The sequence below is a fragment of the Methanoregula sp. genome (genome assembly GCA_026625165.1).
In the GTDB taxonomy this organism is placed as follows: domain Archaea; phylum Halobacteriota; class Methanomicrobia; order Methanomicrobiales; family Methanospirillaceae; genus MVRE01.
In genome coordinates this window covers 1,131,098-1,155,327 of the sequence record CP112999.1, presented here as the reverse complement: position 1 = coordinate 1,155,327, position 24,230 = coordinate 1,131,098, and the positions used below count along the sequence as shown (strand labels likewise).

The 24,230-nt window shown below is 47.9% G+C and carries 27 protein-coding genes and 1 tRNA gene; 10 read left to right on the top strand and 18 right to left on the bottom strand.

Translation table 11 applies throughout. The features are described from left to right. Positions 1-8: 8 nt before the first annotated feature. Positions 9-509: a regulator of amino acid metabolism, contains ACT domain protein gene (locus tag OS112_06065; protein WAC04039.1), complete on the top strand. Its 501-nt coding sequence runs from the start codon at positions 9-11 to the stop codon at positions 507-509. A gap of 14 nt (positions 510-523) precedes the next feature. Here OS112_06065 and OS112_06060 read toward each other — a convergent pair whose 3' ends face one another. From OS112_06060 to OS112_06040, 5 genes are read right to left on the bottom strand one after another with little or no spacing between them, the layout of a single operon-like run. After that, complete coding sequence (locus OS112_06060) at positions 524-1,024, bottom strand: HDIG domain-containing protein (GenBank protein ID WAC04038.1); 501 nt, start codon at positions 1,022-1,024, stop codon at positions 524-526. Continuing rightward, on the bottom strand, positions 1,008-1,538 hold the full coding sequence (locus tag OS112_06055; GenBank protein WAC04037.1) for a transcription factor: 531 nt from the start codon (positions 1,536-1,538) through the stop codon (positions 1,008-1,010). The genes OS112_06060 and OS112_06055 overlap by 17 nt, the downstream gene beginning before the upstream one ends. Next, positions 1,538-2,611: an ATP-grasp domain-containing protein gene (locus tag OS112_06050; protein ID WAC04036.1), complete on the bottom strand. Its 1,074-nt coding sequence runs from the start codon at positions 2,609-2,611 to the stop codon at positions 1,538-1,540. The genes OS112_06055 and OS112_06050 overlap by 1 nt, the downstream gene beginning before the upstream one ends. A gap of 2 nt (positions 2,612-2,613) precedes the next feature. Beyond that, positions 2,614-3,132 (bottom strand): tRNA (cytidine(56)-2'-O)-methyltransferase, encoded by a 519-nt coding sequence (locus tag OS112_06045; protein ID WAC04035.1) that lies wholly within the window; start codon positions 3,130-3,132, stop codon positions 2,614-2,616. Beyond that, positions 3,129-3,410 (bottom strand): MarR family transcriptional regulator, encoded by a 282-nt coding sequence (locus OS112_06040; GenBank protein ID WAC04034.1) that lies wholly within the window; start codon positions 3,408-3,410, stop codon positions 3,129-3,131. Before OS112_06040 ends, OS112_06045 begins: the two co-directional genes overlap by 4 nt. 97 nt (positions 3,411-3,507) lie before the next feature. Here OS112_06040 and OS112_06035 point away from each other — a divergent pair, with 97 nt between their 5' ends. Continuing rightward, positions 3,508-3,921 carry a hypothetical protein gene (locus OS112_06035; GenBank protein WAC04033.1) on the top strand — a complete coding sequence of 138 codons (414 nt, stop codon included), beginning with the start codon at positions 3,508-3,510 and terminating at the stop codon, positions 3,919-3,921. On the opposite strand, the gene OS112_06030 is transcribed toward OS112_06035, so the two are convergent. From OS112_06030 to OS112_06020, 3 genes are read right to left on the bottom strand one after another with little or no spacing between them, the layout of a single operon-like run. After that, positions 3,916-4,629: a UPF0280 family protein gene (locus tag OS112_06030; protein ID WAC04032.1), complete on the bottom strand. Its 714-nt coding sequence runs from the start codon at positions 4,627-4,629 to the stop codon at positions 3,916-3,918. The genes OS112_06035 and OS112_06030 overlap by 6 nt on opposite strands. Next, on the bottom strand, positions 4,626-5,012 hold the full coding sequence (locus OS112_06025; protein WAC04031.1) for a 4Fe-4S binding protein: 387 nt from the start codon (positions 5,010-5,012) through the stop codon (positions 4,626-4,628). Before OS112_06025 ends, OS112_06030 begins: the two co-directional genes overlap by 4 nt. After that, a complete protein-coding gene (locus OS112_06020) occupies positions 5,009-6,517 on the bottom strand; it encodes a homocysteine biosynthesis protein (GenBank protein ID WAC04030.1) in 1,509 nt (502 codons plus the stop codon). The genes OS112_06025 and OS112_06020 overlap by 4 nt, the downstream gene beginning before the upstream one ends. 100 nt (positions 6,518-6,617) lie before the next feature. On the opposite strand from OS112_06020, the gene OS112_06015 reads away from it, so the two are divergent. Together OS112_06015 and OS112_06010 are read left to right on the top strand one after the other, a co-directional pair. Beyond that, positions 6,618-7,328: a Nif3-like dinuclear metal center hexameric protein gene (locus OS112_06015; GenBank protein ID WAC06147.1), complete on the top strand. Its 711-nt coding sequence runs from the start codon at positions 6,618-6,620 to the stop codon at positions 7,326-7,328. Further along, positions 7,325-7,648 carry an SWIM zinc finger family protein gene (locus OS112_06010; GenBank protein ID WAC04029.1) on the top strand — a complete coding sequence of 108 codons (324 nt, stop codon included), beginning with the start codon at positions 7,325-7,327 and terminating at the stop codon, positions 7,646-7,648. The genes OS112_06015 and OS112_06010 overlap by 4 nt, the downstream gene beginning before the upstream one ends. 349 nt (positions 7,649-7,997) lie before the next feature. On the opposite strand, the gene OS112_06005 is transcribed toward OS112_06010, so the two are convergent. Next, a complete protein-coding gene (locus OS112_06005) occupies positions 7,998-9,149 on the bottom strand; it encodes a hypothetical protein (protein ID WAC04028.1) in 1,152 nt (383 codons plus the stop codon). Positions 9,150-9,190: 41 nt separating this feature from the next. Between OS112_06005 and OS112_06000 the strand changes: the two genes are divergently transcribed. Beyond that, positions 9,191-9,313, top strand: a complete 123-nt coding sequence (locus OS112_06000; protein WAC04027.1) for a hypothetical protein — start codon at positions 9,191-9,193, stop codon at positions 9,311-9,313. On the opposite strand, the gene OS112_05995 is transcribed toward OS112_06000, so the two are convergent. After that, entirely contained in the window at positions 9,289-10,587 is a 1,299-nt protein-coding gene (locus OS112_05995) for a hypothetical protein (GenBank protein ID WAC04026.1), read from the bottom strand. The two genes, OS112_06000 and OS112_05995, sit on opposite strands and share 25 nt — an antisense overlap. 416 nt (positions 10,588-11,003) lie before the next feature. On the opposite strand from OS112_05995, the gene OS112_05990 reads away from it, so the two are divergent. After that, positions 11,004-11,657 carry a hypothetical protein gene (locus tag OS112_05990; GenBank protein WAC04025.1) on the top strand — a complete coding sequence of 218 codons (654 nt, stop codon included), beginning with the start codon at positions 11,004-11,006 and terminating at the stop codon, positions 11,655-11,657. Here the strand turns inward: OS112_05990 and OS112_05985 are convergent. After that, positions 11,623-12,882 carry a tyrosine-type recombinase/integrase gene (locus OS112_05985; GenBank protein WAC04024.1) on the bottom strand — a complete coding sequence of 420 codons (1,260 nt, stop codon included), beginning with the start codon at positions 12,880-12,882 and terminating at the stop codon, positions 11,623-11,625. The two genes, OS112_05990 and OS112_05985, sit on opposite strands and share 35 nt — an antisense overlap. 64 nt (positions 12,883-12,946) lie before the next feature. On the opposite strand from OS112_05985, the gene alaS reads away from it, so the two are divergent. Then, positions 12,947-15,688 carry an alanine--tRNA ligase gene (alaS, locus tag OS112_05980; GenBank protein WAC04023.1) on the top strand — a complete coding sequence of 914 codons (2,742 nt, stop codon included), beginning with the start codon at positions 12,947-12,949 and terminating at the stop codon, positions 15,686-15,688. Beyond that, a complete protein-coding gene (locus OS112_05975; protein ID WAC04022.1) occupies positions 15,681-16,280 on the top strand; it encodes a helix-turn-helix domain-containing protein in 600 nt (199 codons plus the stop codon). Before alaS ends, OS112_05975 begins: the two co-directional genes overlap by 8 nt. A 21-nt stretch (positions 16,281-16,301) precedes the next feature. Here the strand turns inward: OS112_05975 and OS112_05970 are convergent, their stop codons facing one another. The 4 genes from OS112_05970 to OS112_05955 all read right to left on the bottom strand — a co-directional run bounded on the left by OS112_05970 (position 16,302) and on the right by OS112_05955 (position 19,634). Continuing rightward, positions 16,302-17,147 carry a hypothetical protein gene (locus tag OS112_05970; GenBank protein WAC04021.1) on the bottom strand — a complete coding sequence of 282 codons (846 nt, stop codon included), beginning with the start codon at positions 17,145-17,147 and terminating at the stop codon, positions 16,302-16,304. A 78-nt stretch (positions 17,148-17,225) separates the two neighbouring features. Continuing rightward, positions 17,226-17,831, bottom strand: coding sequence for an imidazole glycerol phosphate synthase subunit HisH (gene hisH, locus OS112_05965; protein WAC04020.1), 606 nt, complete (start codon positions 17,829-17,831; stop codon positions 17,226-17,228). After that, positions 17,809-19,221, bottom strand: a complete 1,413-nt coding sequence (locus OS112_05960; GenBank protein ID WAC04019.1) for a phosphoadenosine phosphosulfate reductase family protein — start codon at positions 19,219-19,221, stop codon at positions 17,809-17,811. The genes hisH and OS112_05960 overlap by 23 nt, the downstream gene beginning before the upstream one ends. A 77-nt stretch (positions 19,222-19,298) precedes the next feature. Further along, positions 19,299-19,634 (bottom strand): hypothetical protein, encoded by a 336-nt coding sequence (locus tag OS112_05955; protein WAC04018.1) that lies wholly within the window; start codon positions 19,632-19,634, stop codon positions 19,299-19,301. A gap of 633 nt (positions 19,635-20,267) precedes the next feature. Between OS112_05955 and OS112_05950 the strand changes: the two genes are divergently transcribed. Beyond that, positions 20,268-20,339: transfer RNA gene (locus OS112_05950), tRNA-Arg, on the top strand. 25 nt (positions 20,340-20,364) lie between these two features. Here the strand turns inward: OS112_05950 and OS112_05945 are convergent. Genes OS112_05945 through hxlB form a run of 3 tightly spaced genes read right to left on the bottom strand, consistent with a single transcriptional unit; the run spans position 20,365 to position 23,126 of the window. Further along, positions 20,365-21,405 carry a M42 family metallopeptidase gene (locus tag OS112_05945; GenBank protein WAC04017.1) on the bottom strand — a complete coding sequence of 347 codons (1,041 nt, stop codon included), beginning with the start codon at positions 21,403-21,405 and terminating at the stop codon, positions 20,365-20,367. Position 21,406: 1 nt separating this feature from the next. Continuing rightward, the gene (locus OS112_05940; protein ID WAC04016.1) at positions 21,407-22,513 is read right to left on the bottom strand and encodes a pyridoxal phosphate-dependent aminotransferase; all 1,107 of its coding nucleotides are present in this window, start codon (positions 22,511-22,513) and stop codon (positions 21,407-21,409) included. 13 nt (positions 22,514-22,526) lie between these two features. Further along, on the bottom strand, positions 22,527-23,126 hold the full coding sequence (gene hxlB, locus OS112_05935; GenBank protein WAC04015.1) for a 6-phospho-3-hexuloisomerase: 600 nt from the start codon (positions 23,124-23,126) through the stop codon (positions 22,527-22,529). Between the two features lie 92 nt (positions 23,127-23,218). Here hxlB and OS112_05930 point away from each other — a divergent pair, with 92 nt between their 5' ends. Further along, complete coding sequence (locus tag OS112_05930; protein ID WAC04014.1) at positions 23,219-24,100, top strand: DNA adenine methylase; 882 nt, start codon at positions 23,219-23,221, stop codon at positions 24,098-24,100. Positions 24,101-24,230: the final 130 nt, after the last annotated feature.

Here is a 24,230-nt window from a genome sequence, read left to right as displayed (position 1 = left end):
TGCTTTGTATGTGGTCAGACATCATCCACGAATTTGCGGATTCCCCTTCACAGAGCCGGGTTGTCAGGTTTTTGCTGGAAAATGGATTTGGTGTTACGGAGGATGGCAGGATCAGCTGCAATGGTATTGAGGTCCCTGCAACTGCTGTTGCCAAGGCAATCGGGTCAGACCGTCGTGTCGTGGATTCGACAGCGCACCGCATTCTCGATCGCCCCGTGTTAAAAGAGATATTTATCAACATGCGTGCCACCCCGGACCTCAGCCATGTGGCTGAAGCGCTAGGGTATTCAGTCATCACAGTTCTGCCGAAAAATGCCAGCGAGCGCGGAATTGTCGGTGCGACGGTAAGGGTACTTTCGGATCATCTTCTCTCTATTCGCCAGATTTTTGTGACAGACCCTCACCTCTCAGAAGAACCAAAGCTTGTGATCATTGTCGAAGAACCTCTGCCACAAGGTGTTGTTGAAAAAATTCGTGCCCTGCATCAGGTTAAACAGGTTATCATCTGAATATTTTTTTAATTTTATTTTTTGCACAAACACTCGACATCGAGTGCAAGGTGGTACAGCCGTCTTCGGATTTTCCTGCTGAGGTGGATGGCAGAACCAAGCGTCCCCTCAATCCTGCCTTTATGAGTCCCCACCATTAGGTTATCAGCATGTGCAAGAATCCGTTCCTCTGCAGTGCACGGAGTACAGTTGCGGGGGAGGAGGTGAAGGAGAGTGCACTCATCAGCAGTCAGGCCTGCACCGGTATGGCATTCGACAATCCGGGCCACCGGTTCAGTAAACAAAAGGGCGCGGCATATATCTGCCCCTGTCTGTGCATGATGAATAGAATGCGTTTTCCCGCGCCCGATGTCGTGGAGCATGGCTCCAGCTTCAAGCAGGTTCCGGTCAATAAGCGGGTTGTTCCCTGCATACTCAAGCGCGCAATCCGTGACAGCCCTGCAGTGCGCGATCACTTTTGGGCTGCAACCGGCGTTTCGCAGCAAATCCTCGTATTGTTCACGAGGACTGGACATGACCAAGTGATTCCTGAATGCTCCGGACACGTTGTTTGAGGGCAACAAGGAGCGCATCATTGTCAAAGTGCGCAATATGGTTCTCGCATTCCGTGCATTTGAACTCGTTATCCAGTGCACGGGTGAAGGGATAGATGATACCGCAGTCCTTGCATATGTAAAAATCGTTCTCTTCTTCAAACTGGGCACGGTGTTCCAGTTTATCAAGGACGAGCTGGAGGTCTTCCCGGATGGCATCGTATATCTTGTCAACCCTGAGTTGCCAGAGATACGTGAGCCAGCCTGTTTCATTATTCTTTATACGGTGATATTCTGCCAGCCGCTTTTCATACAAGGTATAAAGGGTGTGCCTTACGGTATTGAGGTTGATCCCGGTCTTTGCTGCCAGGTCTTCATCGCTATGCTCCCCTTCATCAGGGAAACGTATCAGGAGATCGAGCCCTTCATCACCGATCAACCTGTGCAGGTACGCACGGATCGCCGGATCCTTTAACATATCTTCAGCGGCATCCATCACCGTAGATATTGTTGAACCGTTTTAATATGCTTATCCAGCAACAGAAGAGCTGCATTTTTGGTCTTTCCCCATCCATAGACGCTTACAATTGCCTGTTCTTTTTCAAAGTATGTATCAGGATACGGGATGTCTGCGACAATAGGTGAAAGACGCGCAAGATTGGATCGAAGGGTCAGATCACGGTCCGCAAAAAGTATGCTTCGGGCAGAAAATTGTAACGGCCGTGGGAGAGATTTCGGCAGAACTCCCCGGCATGCATCCACATGAAGCTGAAACATATTGCATCCCATTGACTGCTCAACCGTATCCACAGTTGCCTGAAACCGGGGGTTGATCTCAATTGCACAGGGTTTGGTTCCACACACAAAATCAACACCGATTGTTCCCCTGCAACCGCTTGCTGCTGCAACTTTCTCTGCAAGGGTCATCATGCGGGTTTTTTCCCGGTGTATCAACGGAGTTATGGATCCGGAAAATCCGAATGATGAACCGTTCTCTCCCCTCAGAATTTGCTCATTTGTGGTGATCGCGCGGGCGCGTGTGCCATCAGTCACACAGCACACACTTGAGGGTATACCCTCAATTACCTCCTGCAACAGGTAGGGTACACCCGGATAGAGCTTCTGCCATGTAACAAGATTTTCCGTTCCGGAGATGATGGCATTGCGCCAACCCCCTGCACCCCGTCGGGGTTTTACCATGGCAGGGTAATCCCCCCCCTTCATAAGGCCGGGAACAGGCACTCCAAGTTCCTCAAAAAAGGCTTGTGTATCGAGTTTATCAAGGAACATTGCGACCTTTTCACGGGATGTGCCACAAATAGAAAGATCGGTTTGCAGGTCTTCTGCACCGCTTGTCACAATTAGCAAATCGAACTGGTGCCTGCTTGACATTTCCTCTACTGCCGCAGGGAGTTCTTCGAGTTCATCAAATTTTATATGGTCCTGTGTATACCAGTTCAGGTCCTGATCGCAGAAATGATCAACCGCGCAGACAGCATAGCCGGCACGGAACGCTGACTGCGCCACATGGCGGGTGGCAAACCCGGCTACCAGCGCACGCCCTTTCATGTTCACTCCGTTTTTTTCCCTGCTGGAGAAGGAATAATCCGGATTTTTGCACCGGCAAATTCCCGGGTCAATTCATTTCCACAAAAGAGGTTATCAAGGAAGACAGCAAGGCTTGCAATCTCCGAGTGGGGCTGGCTCGTGACCGCGACATTATAATCCGCAAGCCCGAAAATCTCACCCGGAACTTTCTCGGCACCAACAACCACAAGGACCTTGTCCTCACGACGTATTTTCCCGATGACATCCGGCAGTTTCAACCCGTACATTGTAAGGTGAACAACCGAGCCTCCCTCTTTCCTCCAGTCAAGGATGCATCGCCGCCATTTTACTTTATCCTGACAATAGAATACCCCGCCCCAGCGATCCACGACATCAGCGATGCTCTGCACCACCCCCTTGTCATCCGCGGAAAGGTACATCCCATCCGCGCCCAGCGCACGGGCGGTCAGCCCGACATGCGTGGTAACCCGCTGATCACGCTCCGGTCGATGGCCAATCCGCAGGACTGCTACACGGGTCAAGGGTCCGGCCTCTTTTTTTCTTTTATGACCCCGTTTTCGATTGTGTACGGGAGGGCAGGGTCGTATCTCACCTGACACCGGATCAGGGATTCACCAAAAGAGAGCAGGCGTATCCTGCCTTTGTATTGTTCAACGAGCAGGTCATTTTCAAGCCGTAAAATTGACTTTTCGACCGTGGCAGGATCCAGACCACTTTTTTTAGCGAGTTCCTCTACTGTCACCGGACCCATGGGTTCGATTAGGTGGTAGATCAGCCAGTCAATGTGCTCGTCTTTCACCTGTAATCATTCCCTGCTGGTGTACATATTGTTTATTATTGTAGTATACTCTAGAATACGATCCAATTATTTTCCTTAAATGGGAATTCAATTGAATATGATATACAAGGCTGCATGCACCGTCCCATATCACGAACTTATCGAAATTGCCGACCGGCTTCTTGATGAGTGTGGGGAGGATGAAGGGATGCTCGCAGAAAAACTTGACGGGCTTGTACCAGAGTTGCGCAACGAACTCTTGGTATCTGATCTTTTAAACGCGTACCAGACATTCTTTTATTTTTTTCGTGAAATCCCGGATATTCTCAGGATGGAGCGGTTGATCCTGATGCCCGCATCTGCCCTTGAAGGGGGTGTGATCGTTGATGAGGTCGAGCTTTTAGAGCTCATCTTCGGGGTCATCGCTTACAAGCCCGTGATGGTAGTCAGCGACGGGGAGAAAGCGCTTGCAACATTTCTGGGGACCGATGCCTATCGGGACGCGCTCACCTATATTGAATCGACGCTATAGGTGGTCACCGGCACTGATCAGGTGCTCATCCACTATTGCACTGACCAATGGAGGGAGTTTACCCCATTGTTCGGTATGGTCACCAATGACTGCAAATGCGCCCATCACTTCGGAGGGATCAAGCTTGGAGAATACAGATGTGTCATCTGCCCTGATCCTGTTACACACTGATGTTGCCCATGCATCCGCCAGCGCAACATCATGAGCAAAGATGGTAACGGCATCGGCTATCCCAAATGAGACAGATGGCCCGACCGTTGCTGATGAGGTGCAGATCCCCATTATCCGCTCTTGTGGGGGGACAATAAACGCTGCATGATCCGATATTGGTGCTGTGCCTGCATGCACTCCTACACGTACAGGGCGGTCGGAGATGAGTGCGATGTCACCACCGTTATCAATAACTCCAAATACAGCACCGCTCGCAACCATCGCTTCGACTCCCGCCCACGCAATTGCCCCTGCCACTCCTGCCATAGGTCCGACATCTGCTTTCTTTGCAGCCTCCGCCATCCGCACAATCACCAGATCATCCGAATCAGGTGCGTACGGCTCAAGGGTTAATTGAAAAAACGGGTCGCGTGCGATATATCGTTCCACATCCTGCCGTGCCGCGAAGATTCCCTCCTTTGCCGCGGCGATATGCTCCGGATGATCAGCAAGGATTGTAGCGATTGTCTGCCGGAAGAAGAACCGCTCCCGAATCATACCGGCAGGGCAAGGGCCTGATGCGGGCAGGCATCGATACATTTGCCACAGAGGATACAGCGTTCCTCCGCAAGGTGAAGTGTGAAGTCTTTGTCAAATGAAAAGACCTCGCGGGGGCAGATGCTGATGCAGGCTCCACAGTCCACACATTCGCTCTCGTTAAAGGTCACCCCGTGCTCAAGAATCCTGACTGTTGCACCGAGGCTCGCCATCCTGTCGCGCACCAGATGGCAGGCATCATCGGGAACATCGATAAGCGCCTCCCCTTCAGACGAATCGATCACCGCGCGCTCGACATTGATCAGGACACCTGTATCTCGCACAACCTGCGCAATGATTGGCTTCCTTCCCTTTCCGCGTGAAAAGTTTACAAGCAGCTTCATTTCAGCCACCTGCCCCCGAAAAGCTTGCCCAAATCCATTGCCGTCAGCATCGCAACTACATGTGCCTTGGTATCAATTACCGGGAGCGCGCTGATATTATGCTGCTCAAGTTTGCGCACTGCGATATCGACCGCTTCATCAGGAGTGGTCGTAACCACCTTCTTTTTCATTATATCGCGCACAAGGCTGGCTTTCTGCGGGTTTGCCACCGCTTTTGAAATGTCAAACGTCGTGACAATACCTACAAGCCTGCCCTTTGCATTGATGACCGGGAGGTGATTTGTTTCACCTTTGAGTAGTTTTTGTGCGGCAGTTTTTATCTCTTCATCTTCACCAATGCTCACCACTTTTCTGTCCATGATATCGAGCACTCGGGGCCCCCTTACAGTCTCATGCATAGGACGCACCTGTTTTTTTGGATCGATTGGCCGGGTAGGCATGCAGAGCTCCATTTTTCCCGTTTCTATCCAGTCCTTAAGTGTTGATGCCACTATCCGCGCCCTGCGGAAACTGGAGAGGGATGAGGTTCGTACATCTTCGCCATTTAGGTATACGGTCCCGCTGCGCAGTTCGGCATAGCTCACACTTTTTAATGCAGGGCGGTTCCTGCTGGGGATGCCGTAATCGATCAGGTCGACCATGATATCCTCATCACGGACTGCAGTTGCGCGTACTGTATCCCTGTCAATCACCGGGATAGGCACACCCAGACCTACATAGAGCGTGACACCGTACCCTGACATGGTCGCTGCGCGCAGGAAATTCTGTGACATCATCTTTAAATCCCCTGTAACCATCAGAGTGCCGAATCCACCTGCGGGGGAGTGCTGAGTACCTTCGCCGATTACCCTGCCGGGTGCCCCACAGAGGAATATGGGGACGCCGCTGCCAATGAACCGGAGTTTCGGGTCGTTCGTGATCGGGTTGAGCAGGCCAGCGCCGGAATACGAGATGTTGCCACAGGAGGGGAGCAGAGTGCCCATGTAGGTGTGGAGGGTCCGGTCCGTCGTATTGACCGCTGCATTGTACCGCTGGTACGCGTTCCTCGGGTTACACATGATTGCCTGGTTTAAGTTCTCCAAAAGAAGTTCGGTGGTAATAGTCCGCCTTGGGTAACAGTCAGTGCCCCGGGATATTGCCCGTAATTCGACTGCTTTCCCAGAGACCAAATCTTCGATTACATGGGCGCCCCCGTACTGGTCTTCCCGTGTGGTTGACTGCTGTGTAGCCCCGATATAGGCATCGACTGCTGCAAGTCCCCCGTATGCTTCCACATCATTGAGCCAGACCCGTTCCATGCGGATGGGTGGTTCCGCGTGACCAAAGTTGAGGAACGCGCCCGATGAGCACATCGCGCCAAATGTGCCGGTAGTAACCACATCAACTTCTTTTAATGCACCATCTTCACCAAGTTCCGCAACAATATCAGGCATCGCTTCTGCCGTTACAACCCGGGCATTGCCATCGCGGATCCGCTGGTTGATCTGCTCGATTGACTTGCGCATACCCAAAATATCGTTATACGCATATTTATATTATTTCTTATTACTATGAGTAATATTTGTGGCAGTCACAGTCATAAATCCGGTTCTCCCATACAATTCTATGGATATCAGAGCGTTTATCGGGGAGATGGAGGAGCTTGCGCCCCCCGTGCTTGCCGAAGAATTTGATCAGGGGCGGATCGGACTTATAATTGAGGGCCGGCCTGAGATCACCCGTGTCTGTTGCGCCCTTGATGTAACCCCGGCCGTAGTAAAAAGAGCAGTTGCTGCATCTGCAGATATGCTTGTTGTGCACCATACTCCTCTCTGGACTCCGGTGACGCAGGTGACTGGATGTACCGCACGGATCCTGCGTACTCTCCTTGCAGCAGAGATGAACCTCTATGTTATGCATACCAATTTTGATCGTGCTGACGGTGGAGTCAATGATACGCTCTGTCACCTGCTCGACCTTACCGGGATTATGCCGATGTCAGCGGGAAGGATCGGCACATTCGGTTCATCGCCGGAAGAAATATCACGTCGCATTGGGGGGAATATCCGCATCTGGGGTGAAATTGGTCAAACTGTGCATAAGCTTGGTGTGGTTGCCGGCAGTGGGTTTGATCCTGAATTAATCGAAGAGGCACAAGTAATGGGCGCTGATGCGTTCCTCTCGGCAGAGATGAAGCATGCGGTTGCACGGAGTGCGGCAATTCCCTGCATTGAAGCGACCCATTACTCACTTGAAGCGCCGGCAATGCGGGAACTCGGCATGCGGATGGGGTGGGAATATATTGATGATCCACCCTTAATCAGACAACTCACATGACTGACCTGTTTACACGGCTATCAGGAAAAAAGGAGATCGATCCTCTGACCCGTGAGGAGATCAAGCTCACGTACGGCACCCGCGGGATAAAAGCCTTGGCAGCTCTTGAAGAGGGGCGCGTGAAAAAATATCTTGATTTTTTTATTGTTCAGGGAGCAACCTCTGAGTATATTATTGATGAAGATTTTTGCACCTGTGGGGATTTCCTGTACCGTGGACGGGGGTGCTGGCACCTGCTTGCGGTCAGGTTTGCGCATTCTACAGGAAAATTCGATCGAGTCGGCCTCTGGTATCAGGACCGGTGGAAAACACAGAGATGAATGGATTAAGGGTTCGTTCATCATTGGCATTTTACCGGGGCAACCCGGGAATCAGCGGAAAAGATACAATAATTACTCTCTGAATTGAATTATTGATACAACACGTGGTTTTTCATGCTTGTTATTGACACAACAATGTGGTATAAACAGCACTTTTTTTAATGTTACAGGACGGAGAAAAGGACCCTGCGCGCCATGAAAGGATAACCGTGCTACATTGTAGCATGCTAAACATTAGCACGGTGAATCGCGTTCCCCATTCTATAATACAAAAAAACGAAAGATTCAAAATATTTGGAATTTTTTCCTAAAAAAGAAGTAAAATCAATCGGTTCCTGTTCATGCAGGTTCAATCTGTTATTAGTGCATCAGGAACCGGCAAACTGCCATGTCTACTTAGTATTTGTGGCTCTGGAGCTGGTTTGATGACACGATCTGCATAGATTCCAAGATTCATGGAAGTATAATCCAGTTCCTCATCAGGAATAATGACAGGTTCACCGGCATACTCACCGCTGTACTTAACCCTCATGTGTTTGATTCGTTCTCTATCTTCTAATTCAAGCGGGAATAAAGGAAAGATCCACGGCCGGCCAACCGGGTAAACTGTACCGTCAGCATGCACAAAGTATCCCTCATCCCTCTTGAAGTGCGCCGGTGATGTTCTGCCGTGCATCCCTCTGGTATGTTGTGCTAATACCTTACTCTCATCCCGCGCAACGTCAGCACCCCGGCAGATGATAGAACAAAGCATATTTTGCCGGATAGCCGGCGGGACGTTTGTATAATCTTGTGCGGAGAGAACGAACCGGCACCCGGCGCTTCTCATCTCAAGCACGTTTTCAATTATGGTTTCAGTTACTCTTTCCCGTTCTGCATCCCGCGATATTCTCTGTCCTGCAATAGCCCATTGTGCTTCATCTAGGTATATCGTACAGGGAAATATCTTTGGCATCTGTTTTAACCGTGTACGGAAAGCAAGTGTTTCAAAAAGTTCACTCATCCATCGTAAACGAACACTATTATCCGGTATTGTATTCCTGAACTCGAAGATACTGATTGTATCAAAAACTTTGTTACGGTTCTTATTCCATGACGGTTTTTTTACTGCATGCCACGCTTCAATAGGACTTGATACTTCTATGATTTCCGGCTGTTCATCCAGTGGTTCATAAACCCCATCCCCGTGTTCTTCTTGTATTTCGATTGAGGTTCCTTTCGGAACAATTACCCTGACCTTCATTCCCATGAAAAATAACGGGAGTATCTCATCACTTTTTCCGGTACTGAACCATATCTGGGTTTCACCGTGCTTCAACCAATAAAGCAACAAATAAAGTTTTTGAGTTTTCCCGGACCCGGTAGTTCCAAAAACAAAACAATGATTCCCTTTTTTCCATAGAAATTCCTTAACGAACTTTACACCCTTAGCCGTTTTTATCCATGCTCTTTGATTAGGATTGAGCTTAGCAACAAAGAGGGGATTCATTCCGGCGCTCATCGCCATTCCTCACAGGGGAACAATATACAGGCATCGCAGAGATGAACAATCCAACCATCATGGAGTTTGATAAAAGGACCGTGACACTCGACCGGCACCGGCTCAAAGCGGATCTCCGGCTCGATTGTATCGGGCTCGTTCACATCGCACCCCATTGGTCATAATATTTCTCCTTACTTCCTTGTACTTGACCACCGCAATACCCATGTTTGTTGAACCAACCGGTAGCCCATTTCAAAGAACGGCGGGATTTCCGCACCCCTTGCGGTTCCTTACCCCGTTCCCAATATTTATGGATAGTTACCTTTCTCGTGATATGGTGCTGTAAAACCCCCGATGTTTCGCCCTCATCGTTGCAATGATAAGACATCCGTAATTTACCGCAAACTTCACAAATAACATCTTCGATAATTTCAGTACCTTCATCTCGTGCAAGTTTTGAATATGATATTTTTCCGAAATACCGGACTGTTGATTTTGTAGCTTCTCTGCATGCGTGGGTACTGATGTAATATGCGACGCGCTCAAGATCCTCCACTGCATCCAATCTCCGAACTTTTTTGTATCCGCCAATCCCGAGTTTGGCATATTCTTTTGATGATTTCAGATACCCTGATACAATGGCATGGAAGTGCGGTCCATAAACGACATAAGCCTCCAGAGAACCCAGATTCAACACGTCATCATGCGCCATCTCCCAGAACCCCGTTTTATTCGAAATACCATGCTCTCGTCTATATCGGCGCAATTGTTCTTTTATGTCATCAGGTATTCGGTACGGATGATACCAAACGACCGCCATTTTTGCACCGAGTTTACCGAGCATAAATTTGGCATCCCGGAACGCTTCTTGTAAATTTGAATATCCCGTTAAGGAATCCGGCCAGAATATCAAATGAGATATTGGATCAAAACCAAACACGGACATATAACCCTGCACTCTTTTGACAACCGCATCCGCTATGCGACGTGCGAATTTTGTATAGCAGATCGGACATCCCGGATCGTTACATCGTTCATGTTTGAAGTAAGGTCTATGGGTTTCATCTACACTGCACACAATTTTTGCACGGATTTTCCCGCAACTATCATAACTTGGTTTTTGATTGCATCCAAATACAAAGCCAAATGTTGAAAAGATGGATTTTACGACGGCGGAAATAGGTTGTACAATAGCAGAGATACGGCCGGTTTCCGGTTGGCATGCAGGACAAGCGGACCCAACAGAACCGGGATGGATGTAACCACCCTCCCGTTTAGAAACAGAACCGGCAGGTTTTTGTACTGAGAAAACAGATTCATTATCACCCAACAGAACCGGGATGGAGTCACCCGACCCCATACCGTTTAGAGGGGAAACTTCTTCTGAAAGTGTTTCAGTCGGGACGGAAACGTATTTAATTAACAAATCACAATTGTTAGATACAAGAGGTTTCACCGGAGCCACCCGAAAAACCTCTTATTTTGGTTGCTCTTTTTCTGAAGGACCCTTGATTATTGCCCGGCCAGTTTCGGCGAGATGTTGAGCCATAGCTCGATAGAAGATCGGCAAGGACTCGACAACATCAGAAGATAATGTTAAAACTTCTGAAGAAGAGCTCATTATGTCCCTCCAGATGAGGCGATAGCCGGGGTCTGGTTTGGCGACTGAGCCCCGGTTTCTTTTTTGTTCTTCAAAGGATTCTTACAACGTGGACATATCACAGGGTCTGGTATTCGGATATACCAAGAGTGACCGCACCGTTCACAGGTGAGTCGTGGTATTTCAAACATATTTACCTGTAAGTAAATGTTATATATCCCTCTAACGAATATTGCATTAAAATATCAAATATCGTTAGCGGTGTCTAATAAATGGATATTTGTAAAAATGCTGATGAATACGAGCGCGAAATTTGGAAACTTCGAGAAGAAGCGTATCGAGAGTATCGCCAAAAAAAGATTATACTCAATGCTTCATTTGATACTATTGAGGAGCCAACAATCCAGGATTACAAAAATCTTGATATGGCGAGATATAATCTATTTCAGGACTGCCTTAAACAGGTAAGAGATTTTGAGAACCGGCACCCGATTAAACCGTTTTACATTTTTAAAAAAGGTCGGAAATACCACGAATTAAAAAACATCGAAGAAAACCCCGGGTTATGGATTTCTCCCAAACCCATCATAATGCAAATACTTAATGCAAAAAATTCTGAATGGGTGCTTGAAGTCACATTTCCCGGAAGTGCGGTAGATGTTGCGACATGCCCACACTGTAAAGACAAATTTATCCGATATGGATCACATCAAAAGTATTGCCCGTCCTGTCAAAGAAATTTGAAAACAATCGGTTTTAATCCGGGCACCGATATTGATAAACATAGGTACTGTCTGAATTGTGGCAAACACTTACCAAACACCAAACACGGAAAAACAAAATATTGTTGTGGTGCTTGTCGTACCTCTGCATGTAAGAAAAGAAAAAGTGTTATCGTTTCCCCGGGTCCTTCTGAAGTGCGATAATTTTTTCGGCTATTGCGGTATGATCTTCCGGGGTAAGTAATCCCTGCATTTTATCAAGGGAATTTATAGCCATCAATTTCTGTTCAACTTCTTTTAATCGTGCCTGTACCCGCTCGAAGTCCTGTAGCTTCGATTTCATAACGAGATTTTCAATCTGCATATCCCGGACCTTATCCTTTGTATCTTTGATCTCCTCCCGGGTTTTTGCGATCTCTAATGCGCTCTCGTCAAATATCCGCAGGTACGGTTCACCCTTCATATAAATTTCAAGTAGTTTCTCTGTTGTTGGTTTGTTATATGACCGGTCCAGAGCGTCAATATGGCCGGTGAAAAAATCCACATACTTATCAGAAACCCCGCCATAGGTCAGGTTGGTAACAAAATATTTCCTGAATAGATGAAAATGGATAGTTGATCTCCCGGTGTCCTCATCTTTCTTGAAAACCCCGGCATTTTTCAAAGCGGTTTTTATGATATTCTCTGCATTGTTTTTCCCGAAAGGAAACACACGGTTATCACTTTTAGCGGTCTTAACTCTAAACCGTCCCCGGCTCCTCCCGATAATATAATCAATATATTTTTCCCGGACCTGTAACCACTGATTGAGGAGCTCGACCGCTTCTTTATTGATGAACGTTTTACGGGAATGTATGTTCTTTGTCCCGACCCCGGATTTTCTTTGTCCTTTAAGGGAGATAACCCCATATTCCCCGGTCGGATCAATTCTCACATCATTGAGGGTAAGGGTTATCGCTTCACCTAAACGTACTCCCGAAGTGATCATAAACATGATGAGAGTTTTTAATTTTAGATCCGAGGCATTGAGGATCATTCTGATTTTCTCTTTCGTGAGATCTTCTTCTTCGGATACTGGACCGCCCCGGGAAATTTTATTCTTTAAATTCCTCTCCTGTTTTTTCGTCAGTTCAACACCATTAAAAATATAGAACTCCCGGACCGCAGCTATGTAAGAGCTCTTTGTTGTGGGTGCTTTCTTCACATCACAATAGTTTGAGAAATTGATCAGGTCCTGTTCATAATCCCGGTCCTCAACAAAATAGCGTTCAGATAAATTCTCTATGGTCTTTTTCTCATCATCGGTAATTCTTTTGCCTTCACGATTAAAACCATAGATGAATGATAGGAAAGCCACCACACTTGAGTAATAACTCGATCTGGTTGAGGACCTGGAATATTGTTTTAAGAACTGTTCCATTCGTGCCATATAGGAAGATCAGCTTAACATACTTTAAAATTTTGCCTGTTTATACCACTGGGATGTGTGGATAATGCTTGAAGAAGAATACCAGCTCGATTATTTTAAAACACATGGGTTGATCCGGAAAGTCTGCAAGAGCTGTGGTTCCGCGTTCTGGACCCGGGATCCCGGCAGGGAAATTTGCGGGGATGCACCCTGCGAGCCCTATAATTTTATCAGCAACCCTGTTTTTAAAAGCAATACGCTTGATGGAATGCGGGAAGCGTACCTTTCATTTTTTGAAAAAAACGGGCATACCCGCCTCGCACGATACCCGGTAGTTGCACGGTGGCGCGATGATATCTACCTCACCATTGCATCCATTGCAGATTTTCAGCCGTTTGTCACGGCCGGGATCGTCCCTCCTCCTGCAAATCCACTCACAATATCCCAGCCCTGCATCCGGTTAAACGACCTGGATTCGGTCGGGAGGTCGGGGCGGCATCTCACTATGTTTGAAATGATGGCTCACCATGCCTTCAACACCCAGAGCGATGAGATATACTGGAAGGATCGGACTGTGGAACTCTGTGATCAGTTCCTTGAATCTATCGGGGCCGACCTGCACCGCGTGACGTACAAGGAGCACCCTTGGATCGGTGGAGGTAACGCGGGTCCGAGTCTCGAAGTACTCATCGGCGGCCTTGAAGTTGCCACTCTGGTCTTTATGAGCCTTGGGAAACAGAAGACCGGCCAACCCGGAATCGACCTGAACGGCCAGATATATTATCCGATGAAAACAAGAGTTGTCGATACGGGATATGGTCTCGAACGGTTTGTCTGGGCATCGAAAGGGTCGCCAACAATCTACGATGCCGTGTTTCCGGAAATGGTCAGCCGGGTCATGAGTTCGGCAGGGCTTTCCCATCTTCTCGATAACAAGGATTTCACCAAAATCCTTGCACTTAACGCAAAGTTTGCCGGACTTATGGATATTTCCGGTTCCAACCTCTACTCACTCAGAAAGAAAGTTGCTGCACAAATTGACGTACCGCTCGATAAACTTGACCGGATGATCACACCGATAGAGAAGATATATGCTGTTGTTGACCACACCCGATGCCTTGCATACATGCTCGGTGACTGTATCGTTCCTTCAAATGTGAGAGAGGGTTACCTTGCGCGGCTTGTCATCCGAAGGACTCTGCGGATGATGAACGAACTTAAGATCAAAGACCCGCTTGCCGACATGATTGAACAACAGATGAATATTGTCGGGGGCAAATCTTTTGAACAGGATACCGGAGTTGTCCGTGAGATTGTCGACCGCGAAGTGGAAAAATACGGGTTGACCCTTGAACGCGGGACACGGATCGTACAGAAAATTGCAAAGACATACAAGGCAAAGAGCCAGCGGGTTCCGACGAGCGAGATCATCACTCTCTATGATTCTCATGGTATTCCCCCTGAGATGATCCGGGATATTGCAACAAAGGAAGGGGCAGTTATTGATCTCCCGGATAACTTCTATTCACAAATCGCCGATATGCATTCGGAATCCGCAATTGAAGTCACAGAAGACATATCGGCAAAGTATACCGAACGAGTACAGGGATTACCGGCAACGAAAAAGCTCTATTACGAGCAACCAACTGAAATTGAATTCGAAGGAGTGGTCCTTGACTTTTTTGATGGGTATGCCGTGATGGACCAGACGCTTTTTTACCCTGAGGGGGGTGGCCAGCCCTCGGATACCGGAACGCTGGTGTCTGCAGAAAGCATGGTTCGTGTAGACGGCGTCACAAAGATTGGTGAGGTTGTACTGCACCATATCAGCGGCGGAATTTTAAAACGCGGAGACCGGGTCAAAGGTCTGGTGGATGAGGAGCGGCGCTGGTCGCTGATGCGTCACCACTCCGCAACACACATCCTGCTCCATGCGGCAAAAGAAGTGCTTGGTGCACACATCCATCAGGCAGGAGCACAGAAGGGTCACGAAAGTTCTCGGATTGATATCAGGCACTTTAAACACATCACAGCTGATGAACTCAGGCGCATAGAGATTGCCGCCAACCGGATGATCATGACCAGCCAGCCGGTTGAAATTACCATTGAAGACCGGACACGGGCTGAACAGAAATATGGCTTTATCCTGTACCAGGGAGGAGTACCCCCCGGCCGGGAAATACGGGTGGTAAAGGTAGCAGGGGATATTGAAGCGTGCGCCGGTACACATTGCCGGAATACCGGCGAAGTCGGTATGATAAAGATCATCCGCGTAGAGCACATACAGGACGGCATTGAACGGATTGAGTTTGCTGCAGGCATCGCGGCACTCTTTTATATGCAGACCCTTGAACAGATTGTCAGTTCCTCATCTGACATCCTCTCCGTTCAGCAGGAGAACCTCCCTGCGACAGTATCCCGGTTTTTTAATGAATGGAAAGACCAGAAAAAAGAGATCGAGAGGTTGAGCAATCAGCTGGTAGAGCTTGAAATTCAGGACATGGTCGCCGAGACAATAGGTGGAATATCAGTTGTGGTCAAACGCCTGGATCTCCCGGCGCGCGAACTTGCAATAATAGCGGGCACTGTATCGGAAAAGGGTGGGGTGGCGCTGCTTGCCGGAAGCGGTGAGACTGCACGTGTCGTCCTAGCTTCAGGAGACAACCGTGTAAATGCAGGCGAGATCATCGGGCAGGTATGCGAGCTCCTTGGTGGAAAAGGCGGGGGAAAGCCCTCGGTTGCGCAGGGTGGCGGGCCAAATATCGCACAGCTTGACCTTGCATTGAAAGTCGGGCGCGAACGGATCATTGCAGCACTCCATGGCTGATCAGGTTGTTCTCCTGGAACCAGGCGCTGAGCAGGCTACCAGGATTGCAAAGGCGATGGCAAGCAGGACCGCAGGCGATATCCTGAAGTACATAGGTGACGGACAGAAGACCTCCACCGAGATTTCAGAACACCTCTCCATTCCGATGAACACTGCCAAATATCATATCGAGAATCTCCTTGATGCCGGGCTCATCTCTGTTGCCGCAACAAAATATAGTGTAAAAGGTCGCGAAGTGAAGGTATACATGCTCACCAACCAGCTCCTTATCGTTGCACCACGGCAGACAAATATCCGGTCGCTGCTCCTGAAATATACTTCCCTTTTTGCGATTGTGGCATTTGGATCGCTGGTGGTTATCATCCTTGAGTCTGGCATAGGTACTACCGGCAGGTTAGCGGAAGGAATGAATACTATATCCGGTGCCCCTTCGCCGGCGGTAGGAGTTGCCTATGCAAAGGGAGCTTCTGATATGATTGTCGCTTCCCAGCCTTTTGCACTCAACACCCCCGGAGCATTTTTTCTCGGTGGGGCTGTTGTTATAGCGGCACTATTCTGCTATGAAGTATATGTCTGGCGGAAAAGAAAATAGGTTAAAATTTTTTATTTGATGTCATCTGTTTTTATTCGTGAGAGATGTTATCACGATCCCGCTTATCAGGGATATAGCGATCAGAGAGAGTAATGGTGAAAGCGGGGATTTTGTTGGTGTTGTTGTGGTCGTCGCGACCGTAGTTACCGGTGGTCTTGTGGTCGATTTGGTTGTGAGAGGTGTACTCACTGTTGCCAGACCTGTTGTTGGAGAAGTACTGACAACGTGGAATGTGATTGTACCGATGAATCCGTTTATATCCTGAAAATTGACCAGGTAATCGCCGCGCGTTCCTACAGGGATTGTCCTTACGAACTGCCCATCCCCGGATTTCAGGTCATTTTTGGTCTCAATCCACTGGGGGCCGAAAACAGGGCCTGAAGGGCCCCGTACCTCAATCTCTACACCATTATTCCCGGCTTTGCGGATGGATCCCTCAATGCGCAGGGCTTCATCCACATTCTGGGTAATCGGTGCGGTTATGGTAATCTCACCGGAACGGTCGGCTATTTTTAAAATTTTGACAATCACTGAGTCAGAACTCAGGCGTGACGAATCGGGCCCATGGAACTGGATCTCGACCTTATAATTCCCGCCCCGCAATCCTGTTGTATCAAATAGTTTGTACTGCGTCTGTTTATCCTCCTGAATTGTTATGGTCTGCCGGCTGATTTCCGTGGCAGTGTACTGTGATTCGTATAAGACAAGGTCGAAACTTGTCCCTGCAGGAAAGTTGCTGTCAAGGGATACTTTAAGGGGTTGTCCTACCTGAATCTTATCAGAACAGTTAATATATAATCCGTATGCGGATGCAGTTCCGATGATTAACAGACAAATTCCAATGAAAAGAACCGCGAGCTTCTTCATGCCATTATCATCGAATCGCAGGAATTAAAAGTTTCTTAAAATACATGAAAACAAATCCAATCCGGATTTAAAAGATAATTATATCAGATTTATAAAATTTTTAAGCATTTTTAATCCAATCTCACCACTTTTTTCCGGATGGAACTGGACCCCATAAGCATTGTGTTTGCATATTGACGATGCAAACGGGCAGATATATGTTGTGGACGTGAGCGTAAAATCAGGTGTTGTATCAGCGTAATATGAATGAACGAAATACACGTATTCTTCTGATGCAAATCCCTCAAAAAGCGGATTGTCCGGTTTCTCGATGCAGATGGAGTTCCAACCCATATGAGGCACTTTCATACCCGGGACTGATGGAAATTTTTTTACATGCCCGGGGATCAACCCAAGTCCTCTGTGCGCCCCATGTTCCTCGCTCGTATCCATGAGCATCTGCATGCCCAGACAGATCCCAAGCAGGGGAATGTCCCGCACCGCGGCAACAACCGTTTCCTTAAGCGAACCCAGCTGGTCCATCCCCTCATGGAAAGCTCCAACTCCGGGCAGTACAATTGCTTCTGCACTCGCGATCTCAAAAGGATCTGATGTGATAACTGCTTTTGCACCAGCATTTTCCAGTCCACGGATGACACTGCGCATGTTGCCGAGGCCATAGTCAACAATCACTATCTTCTTCAAGTACTGGATTCCCTCCTTGTAATCGCCATCTCCCTTCAAAAACCCAATCCTTTTGAAGCCCCTGGGATTCCTGCCACTGGCATAGGCGCTCCTGCCAACTGCTCCATAAGGAAGGGTATTTTGATTCAATCATCCGGATCAATGCCATATCGCTGGACGGGCACATGAAACAACCGATCCTGTCCAACCCGCGTTCATATAGAATATTGTGAGGTGCATGTTCGCGCATCAGGTAAAGCCACACATGAAGCGCGGTCCAGTTTTGAATGGGTGCAGCACAGGTCTGTGCCGGGACATTGGGATTTTTCCAGATGCGTTTGCTCCGGGCTCGTTGCATGGACTCATATTTGCGCTGACCGATAAATGAAAGGCACTCTCCCCACTTTTCACGGATAAGGTGCTGGATGGGATCAAGTTTGCAGGTTTTACAGCACCACCGGGCATTGACCGCAGGGGGACCCCGATGGCTGAATATCTCCCAGAATTTGGTCTGCCCATCCGTTCTCACTACATCAACATCGTAACGCTGTGAAATTGTATCGATATTCGCATAGGTTTCCGGAAACTCCATCCCGGTATCGGCAAAAAGGAGCGGGGTCTTCCCGAGTGCTTTTGTGACAACAAGGAATGTGGCCAGGCTGTCCTTTCCCCCCGAATATGACACATTCTTGTGCAAACCGGTGGATCTAGCGACATCCTGAACAAATCCGACTGTTGCCGATTCGGCCCGCTCCAGAACGGCTGTATTTGCCCTGACGGCATCTTCCCATGTTGCGGTTCCGGGAATAATTATCGAGAGAATATTTTTCCGGGTCCTGATTATGACGCCATGTTTCATCGTTCGTGCCGATTCTGAATCGGCCCGGGCTCTTCCTGCCCCAATACAGGTTTTGTGTTTATCGAGTATGAGTACTTCATCCCCACATTCCACTGCATCATCAATAGTGACAAGCCCTGGTGCAAGGACGCTTGCCCCCATGTCACGGATTGGCATTACTGCCCCGTCATCTACTATAACAAAACGTTTTTTTGGGATGAGAAGAAGACCAGCCTCAGGTCGGGGAATCGGCTCCCACCGGTGTTCGTTGGGGATGTAACGGATCGATCCTGCAATTCCGCCGCCGATAATGATTTCTTCCATCCGGTCCTTATCCGGCACTTTATTCAAAAGAACAATATGGCCTGATGGAACAAGAGGGGCCCCGAAATGATCAGTGTAAATGGTATTGATTAGATGGATATCAGCTTCAAACGCAGGACGTGCGTCACCAGGTGGTGTTACAGGCACGGCTCGTGTCATCTTTTCGCAATAACATTGTTTTTCAAGAACCGGGACATGGCAGTGATCGCACCAGCGAAGCAGGATCCTGCCAGGATATGACGGGCGCATTGCTCCATTTATATGTATTGATAAAATAAAAACTGATGCGAGTAATCTTCCTGATTTTAAACGAACAATTAAACAGCTTACAGGGTTTGATTATCAGGTTCCTGTTCGAGAAGAGCAAGTGCACCTGCGGCGCCCAGACAGATTATTGCGGGTGCATAGAGATAAATGACCGAGAGTGTTCCCGCTAGGGGAGTGGTGATAAGGATCCATACCGCCGAAGATATGAGCATCCAGCCGGCGAACTTTGTTTCACTTGACGTTATTGCTGCCCCCATCAGTCCCATGCTTGAAAAAAGCGCTGCCTGGACACCTGACAGGGTAAATTCATTGGAAGTTGAGGTGACAATCATAAAAAGCGCAGCAGCCAGTCCGAAAATTCCACCAATAACCCCGATAATAAAAGGTTTTTTCATATATTCTTCCGTTAGCGGATACAATTTAAATTGTTTATCCCGATTGGATGAAATGTACTAAGTCAGAAATCATGTCAGAAAATTGGGATGCATACCCACATTAGCACAATTAAAACGAACCGGAATTGCATTCATGCCTTAAATTTACCACAAATATTTTAAATAATTAAATTAATGAGTTAAATAACGAAATGTGGCAGGAGGTGGACTTGTAATGGCAGCAGCGAAGAAACCAGCCGCAAAGAAGGCAGCGAAGAAACCAGCCGCAAAGAAGGCAAAGAAGAAGTAACGTAAAATTAATCTTTTTTTGTAATTATTTGTGATTTTTCTTGTTTGGTAAAAATTTTTAAATAATTCACTGATATCATGATTAAACTTGTTTTATGCTTTTTACGCCCAATTAACGGTTTTTAAAAAGACCATGAGTGCCGCAGTCAACAGCTCCACCGTCAGCTACGGCCACATTGGATCCGGTTTTTAGCGATATGTTCTTTACCAATTGGCACAGTGTTAATATGGAATTTATGCACTTCCTTTTCGAAGGGATGTGCAGGTTACGAACGCTCGATACAGCGGAATCGTCCTGCAGATTATCAAGACGGTCGATAAGGGAACCATAAGTTTCAGTCTCGTGTCCCGGTGGGGTAGTGGACATCCTAGAAGATTGCGGATCTTTTGACCCGGGTTCAAGTCCCGGCCGGGGCGTAATTTTTTTTAAAAATTTAAAAATTCATGAAAGATCTGGCTTAACCTTGAGTGCCTGCACCAGAAGCTCGATACCGGCATCGATATCTTTTGTATCAAGCACCTCGACCGGAGAATGGATATAACGCGAAGGTATGCTGATGGTGGTGCTTGGAATTCCTCCTTTGGTAAGGTGGATAGCGGTAGCATCGGTAGTTCCGCCACTACCCACTTCCATCTGGACCGGAATGGAGTGCCGGGCAGCAACATCTTTTAACCATTTTACCACACCACGGTGAGCTATGAGCCCGCGCCCGCTGGAATCGACAATCGTAACGACCGGGCCTTTTCCCATTTCTACCGGTGCATCTTTCATGTCAATACCAATATGGTCGCCGGGGATGGTCACATCGGTCGCTATCGCACAATCTGGATTCAGGGAATATGCGCTCGTCCGCGCACCTTTGAGGCCGACCTCTTCCTGCACGGTGAAGACACCAAAAATGGTGAACGGTGAATCAACCTGCTGCAGGGTTTTGATCAGCAGGGCAACACCCGCACGGTTGTCAAATGCCTTGCCAGTCACCCGGTCATTGGCGAGTTCGGCAAATTCCCGGTCGATGGTTACCGGGGTGCCGACTTCGATGCCAAGCTTTTCAACGTCCTCTCGCTTACAAGCCCCCACATCGATGAACATCTCATCAACCTTCACCCCTTTCTTGCGTTCGTCCTCATCCATCATGTGCGGGGGTTTCCCCCCTATCACACCGTAACACTTACCTTTTGTGCCATGCAGGACAACGCGCTGGTTGTACAGTGTCGGGGCATACCAACCGCCAAGAGCCACGAACCGGATAAATCCCTTATCATCAACAAATTTAACCATCAGCCCGATCTCATCCATGTGGGCAGCGATCATAACTTTGAATTTGTTGCCTTTTTTTACTGCGATGAGGTTTCCCATCGAGTCCTGAGTCATCTCGTCAACGTGCCCTTTGAGCTCCTTTTTTATAACAGAAATAACGCTTCCCTCACTGCCGGAAACCCCGTGGGCATTGGAGAGTTTTTTTAATAATTCCCTGGTCATATCATTCACCAATTGCCTGTCGTATCCTATCAATAGCACGGTTCAGGTTTTCCCGGGACGCTGCATAGCTCAGGCGTGCATACTCCGGTGCATTCATGCCAAATGCAGAACCCGGAACGATAATGACGCCACTTTCGATGATTCTTTGTGCGAGTGCCGGTTTCATCGGGACGAACGTGTAGAACGCACCTTCAGGTTCCGGGAATTCAAAACCCATCCTATTTAGTGCCTTGCAGAGAAGATCCCGGCGTGCCCGGTACTCATCGCGCATTACACTAACAAGCCTCTGGTCACCGGTATATGCAGCAACAGCGGCATACTGGGAGATGGAAGTGGCGCATGCCTGGCAATACTGGTGCACTTTCAGGCATTGTCCAACTACGTTCTGAGGAGCGGCCAGGTAGCCTAACCTCCAACCCGTCATTGCATACGTCTTGCTTGTCGCATTGACTGTGATAACATCCTCACCGAATTGCGCAGCACTCCAGTGTTTTTTCCCGTAGATAAAGTGCTCATAGACTTCATCGGAAACTACGGTTACCCCGCGATCGTTGGCATACTCGACGATTGCCTTGATCGACTCCTTGCTCTCAACTGCGCCGGTCGGGTTTCCCGGGGAATTGAGGACAAACATCCGGGCACCATCCATCAGGGTTTTTGCGGCTTCTATATCGACATGCAGCGTAGGATCAAGCGGGACGCTGACAGGGCGGCCGCCGGCCATAGTCGCTAGCGCGGCATATGACACAAACCCCGGATCACCGCAGAGAATGCGGTCACCCTCATCCACAAGAGCCTGCATTATAATATGCAGTGCTTCACTTGCGCCAGCGGTTACAATCAACTGGTCCGGCTGGTAGGCAAGCCCGTTCTCTTTTTTAAATTTATCACAGATCGCGGCACGGAGTTCCGGGATACCATTGTTGGTCGTGTAACCGGTTTTACCCTCCTGTATTGCCCGAATCGCTGCGTCCTTGATGTGCTGCGGCGTGTCGAAATCAGGTTGGCCGAGTCCCAGGTTTATCGAATCCGGGCCTGCCGCCTCAAAGATCCGGCGGATCCCTGAAATTTCGATTCCCCGGACACGTTCTGCAAATCGTTCCTGCATGTTTCCCCCTCTTTCACTCAATATTGGTATGCCGTCCCTTCAGTGTGTTCTCATCGGTCTTTGTAATTTCCATGAGACGGGAGATGACCGCATCAGCAAATATTACCGATACCGTTTCAAAGAGCGTCCCCAAAGGAGCAAACGATTTATGTTCGCCCAGCATCTGCCGGATCTCGAATTCAACAGCATCATCATCCACCTCATCACGGTGGTGTTCGATGATCACGATACAATCGGCAATTTTTCCGATCCGTGAATCGGGATTCGAAGTAATTAGGCAGATATGCGCCCCGATCTCCTTGGCTGTCTCCGCAAGATCTGCCACGGTCTTTGTTTTACCGGAACCGGAGAACACGACCATCACATCATTCCTGCTCAGAGCAGGGGTGATCGTTTCCCCGACAACAAACGCTTGTAAACCCAGGTGCATGAGCCGCATTGCAAACGCTTTAGCCACAAGCCCTGACCTTCCCGCTCCTATTACATAGATCCGTTGCGCATGGAGCAGTTCAGCAAGGAATTGTTCCACCCGCTCATCAGATATTGTCTTTGAGATCGCGCGGATCTTCGATGCCATCAGCAACATCATTTCCTGAACCCTGTTGTCTGCCATACTCCTCCTTATGAAAGCATATCATCGCATAAGTAAATGAGAATTTCGCAAAAAATGATGACTTTCATTTATTGACCCGGAATCTGGAACTAATGATCGATAGGGAAGATTTTATTCAAAGAGGGGGGAATTTTCTTACTGTGTTAAGACCGTTTGTCAAATGGGCCGGTGGTAAGCGTCAACTGCTTTGTGAGATTGGCAAACGTCTTCCTGATAGCTGGAACACCTATTACGAGCCATTTGTTGGTGGGGGGGCATTATTGGCCAACCTCCAAAACGAAAAGAAAATTTCCAAGGCCGTCATTTCCGATCTGAACAGTGAATTGATAAATCTCTATAACGTCGTTAAAAAAGATCCAGAAAAATTAATTGATGCTTTGTCGCACAAAGAATTCGAAAATAGTGAAGAAGCATTCAGAAATCTGAAAAATGAATTTAACATGCTAACCGGGCTCCCGGGAAATAACGTAAGGAGGGCGGCACTTTTTATTTATCTTAACAAACATGGATACAACGGGCTCTGGAGAGTGAACAGTAAGGGAAAGTTCAATGTGCCGTTCGGCCGTTATGAAAAAAGGAGCCTGCCAACTGAGCATTCTATTTTTAAATTCAGTCATATGCTAAAAAATGTAACAATTTTAAACATTGATTTTGAACAGGCAGTTAAATCAGCAAAAAAAGGCGATTTTATATATTTCGATCCACCCTACCACCCAATATCTAAAACCGCAAATTTTACCGATTACAATTCGAATGGTTTTACGTTTGATGACCAAAAACGTCTTACAGCTGTTTTCAAAAAGCTCTCAAAAAAAGGCGTCCAGTTGATGTTAAGCAATTCAAAAGTTTCAGAAATTGAGGATCTTTTTGTCGGATTTACCATTGGAACTGTTGATGCAAAACGATTTATTAATTGTAATGGCGAACGGCGAATTGGAACCAGGGAAATTATTGTAACGAACTATGATGTATGAGATTCACGAATAATCTGCATAATCTATAATTATGTGCCGGCAGCTTGCCAGATATCGCTTGCATGGTAAAAAAATACCGGTTAAAAAATTTTCACAATGAAGAAAAAACCGGCCGTATTAATTTTCAATC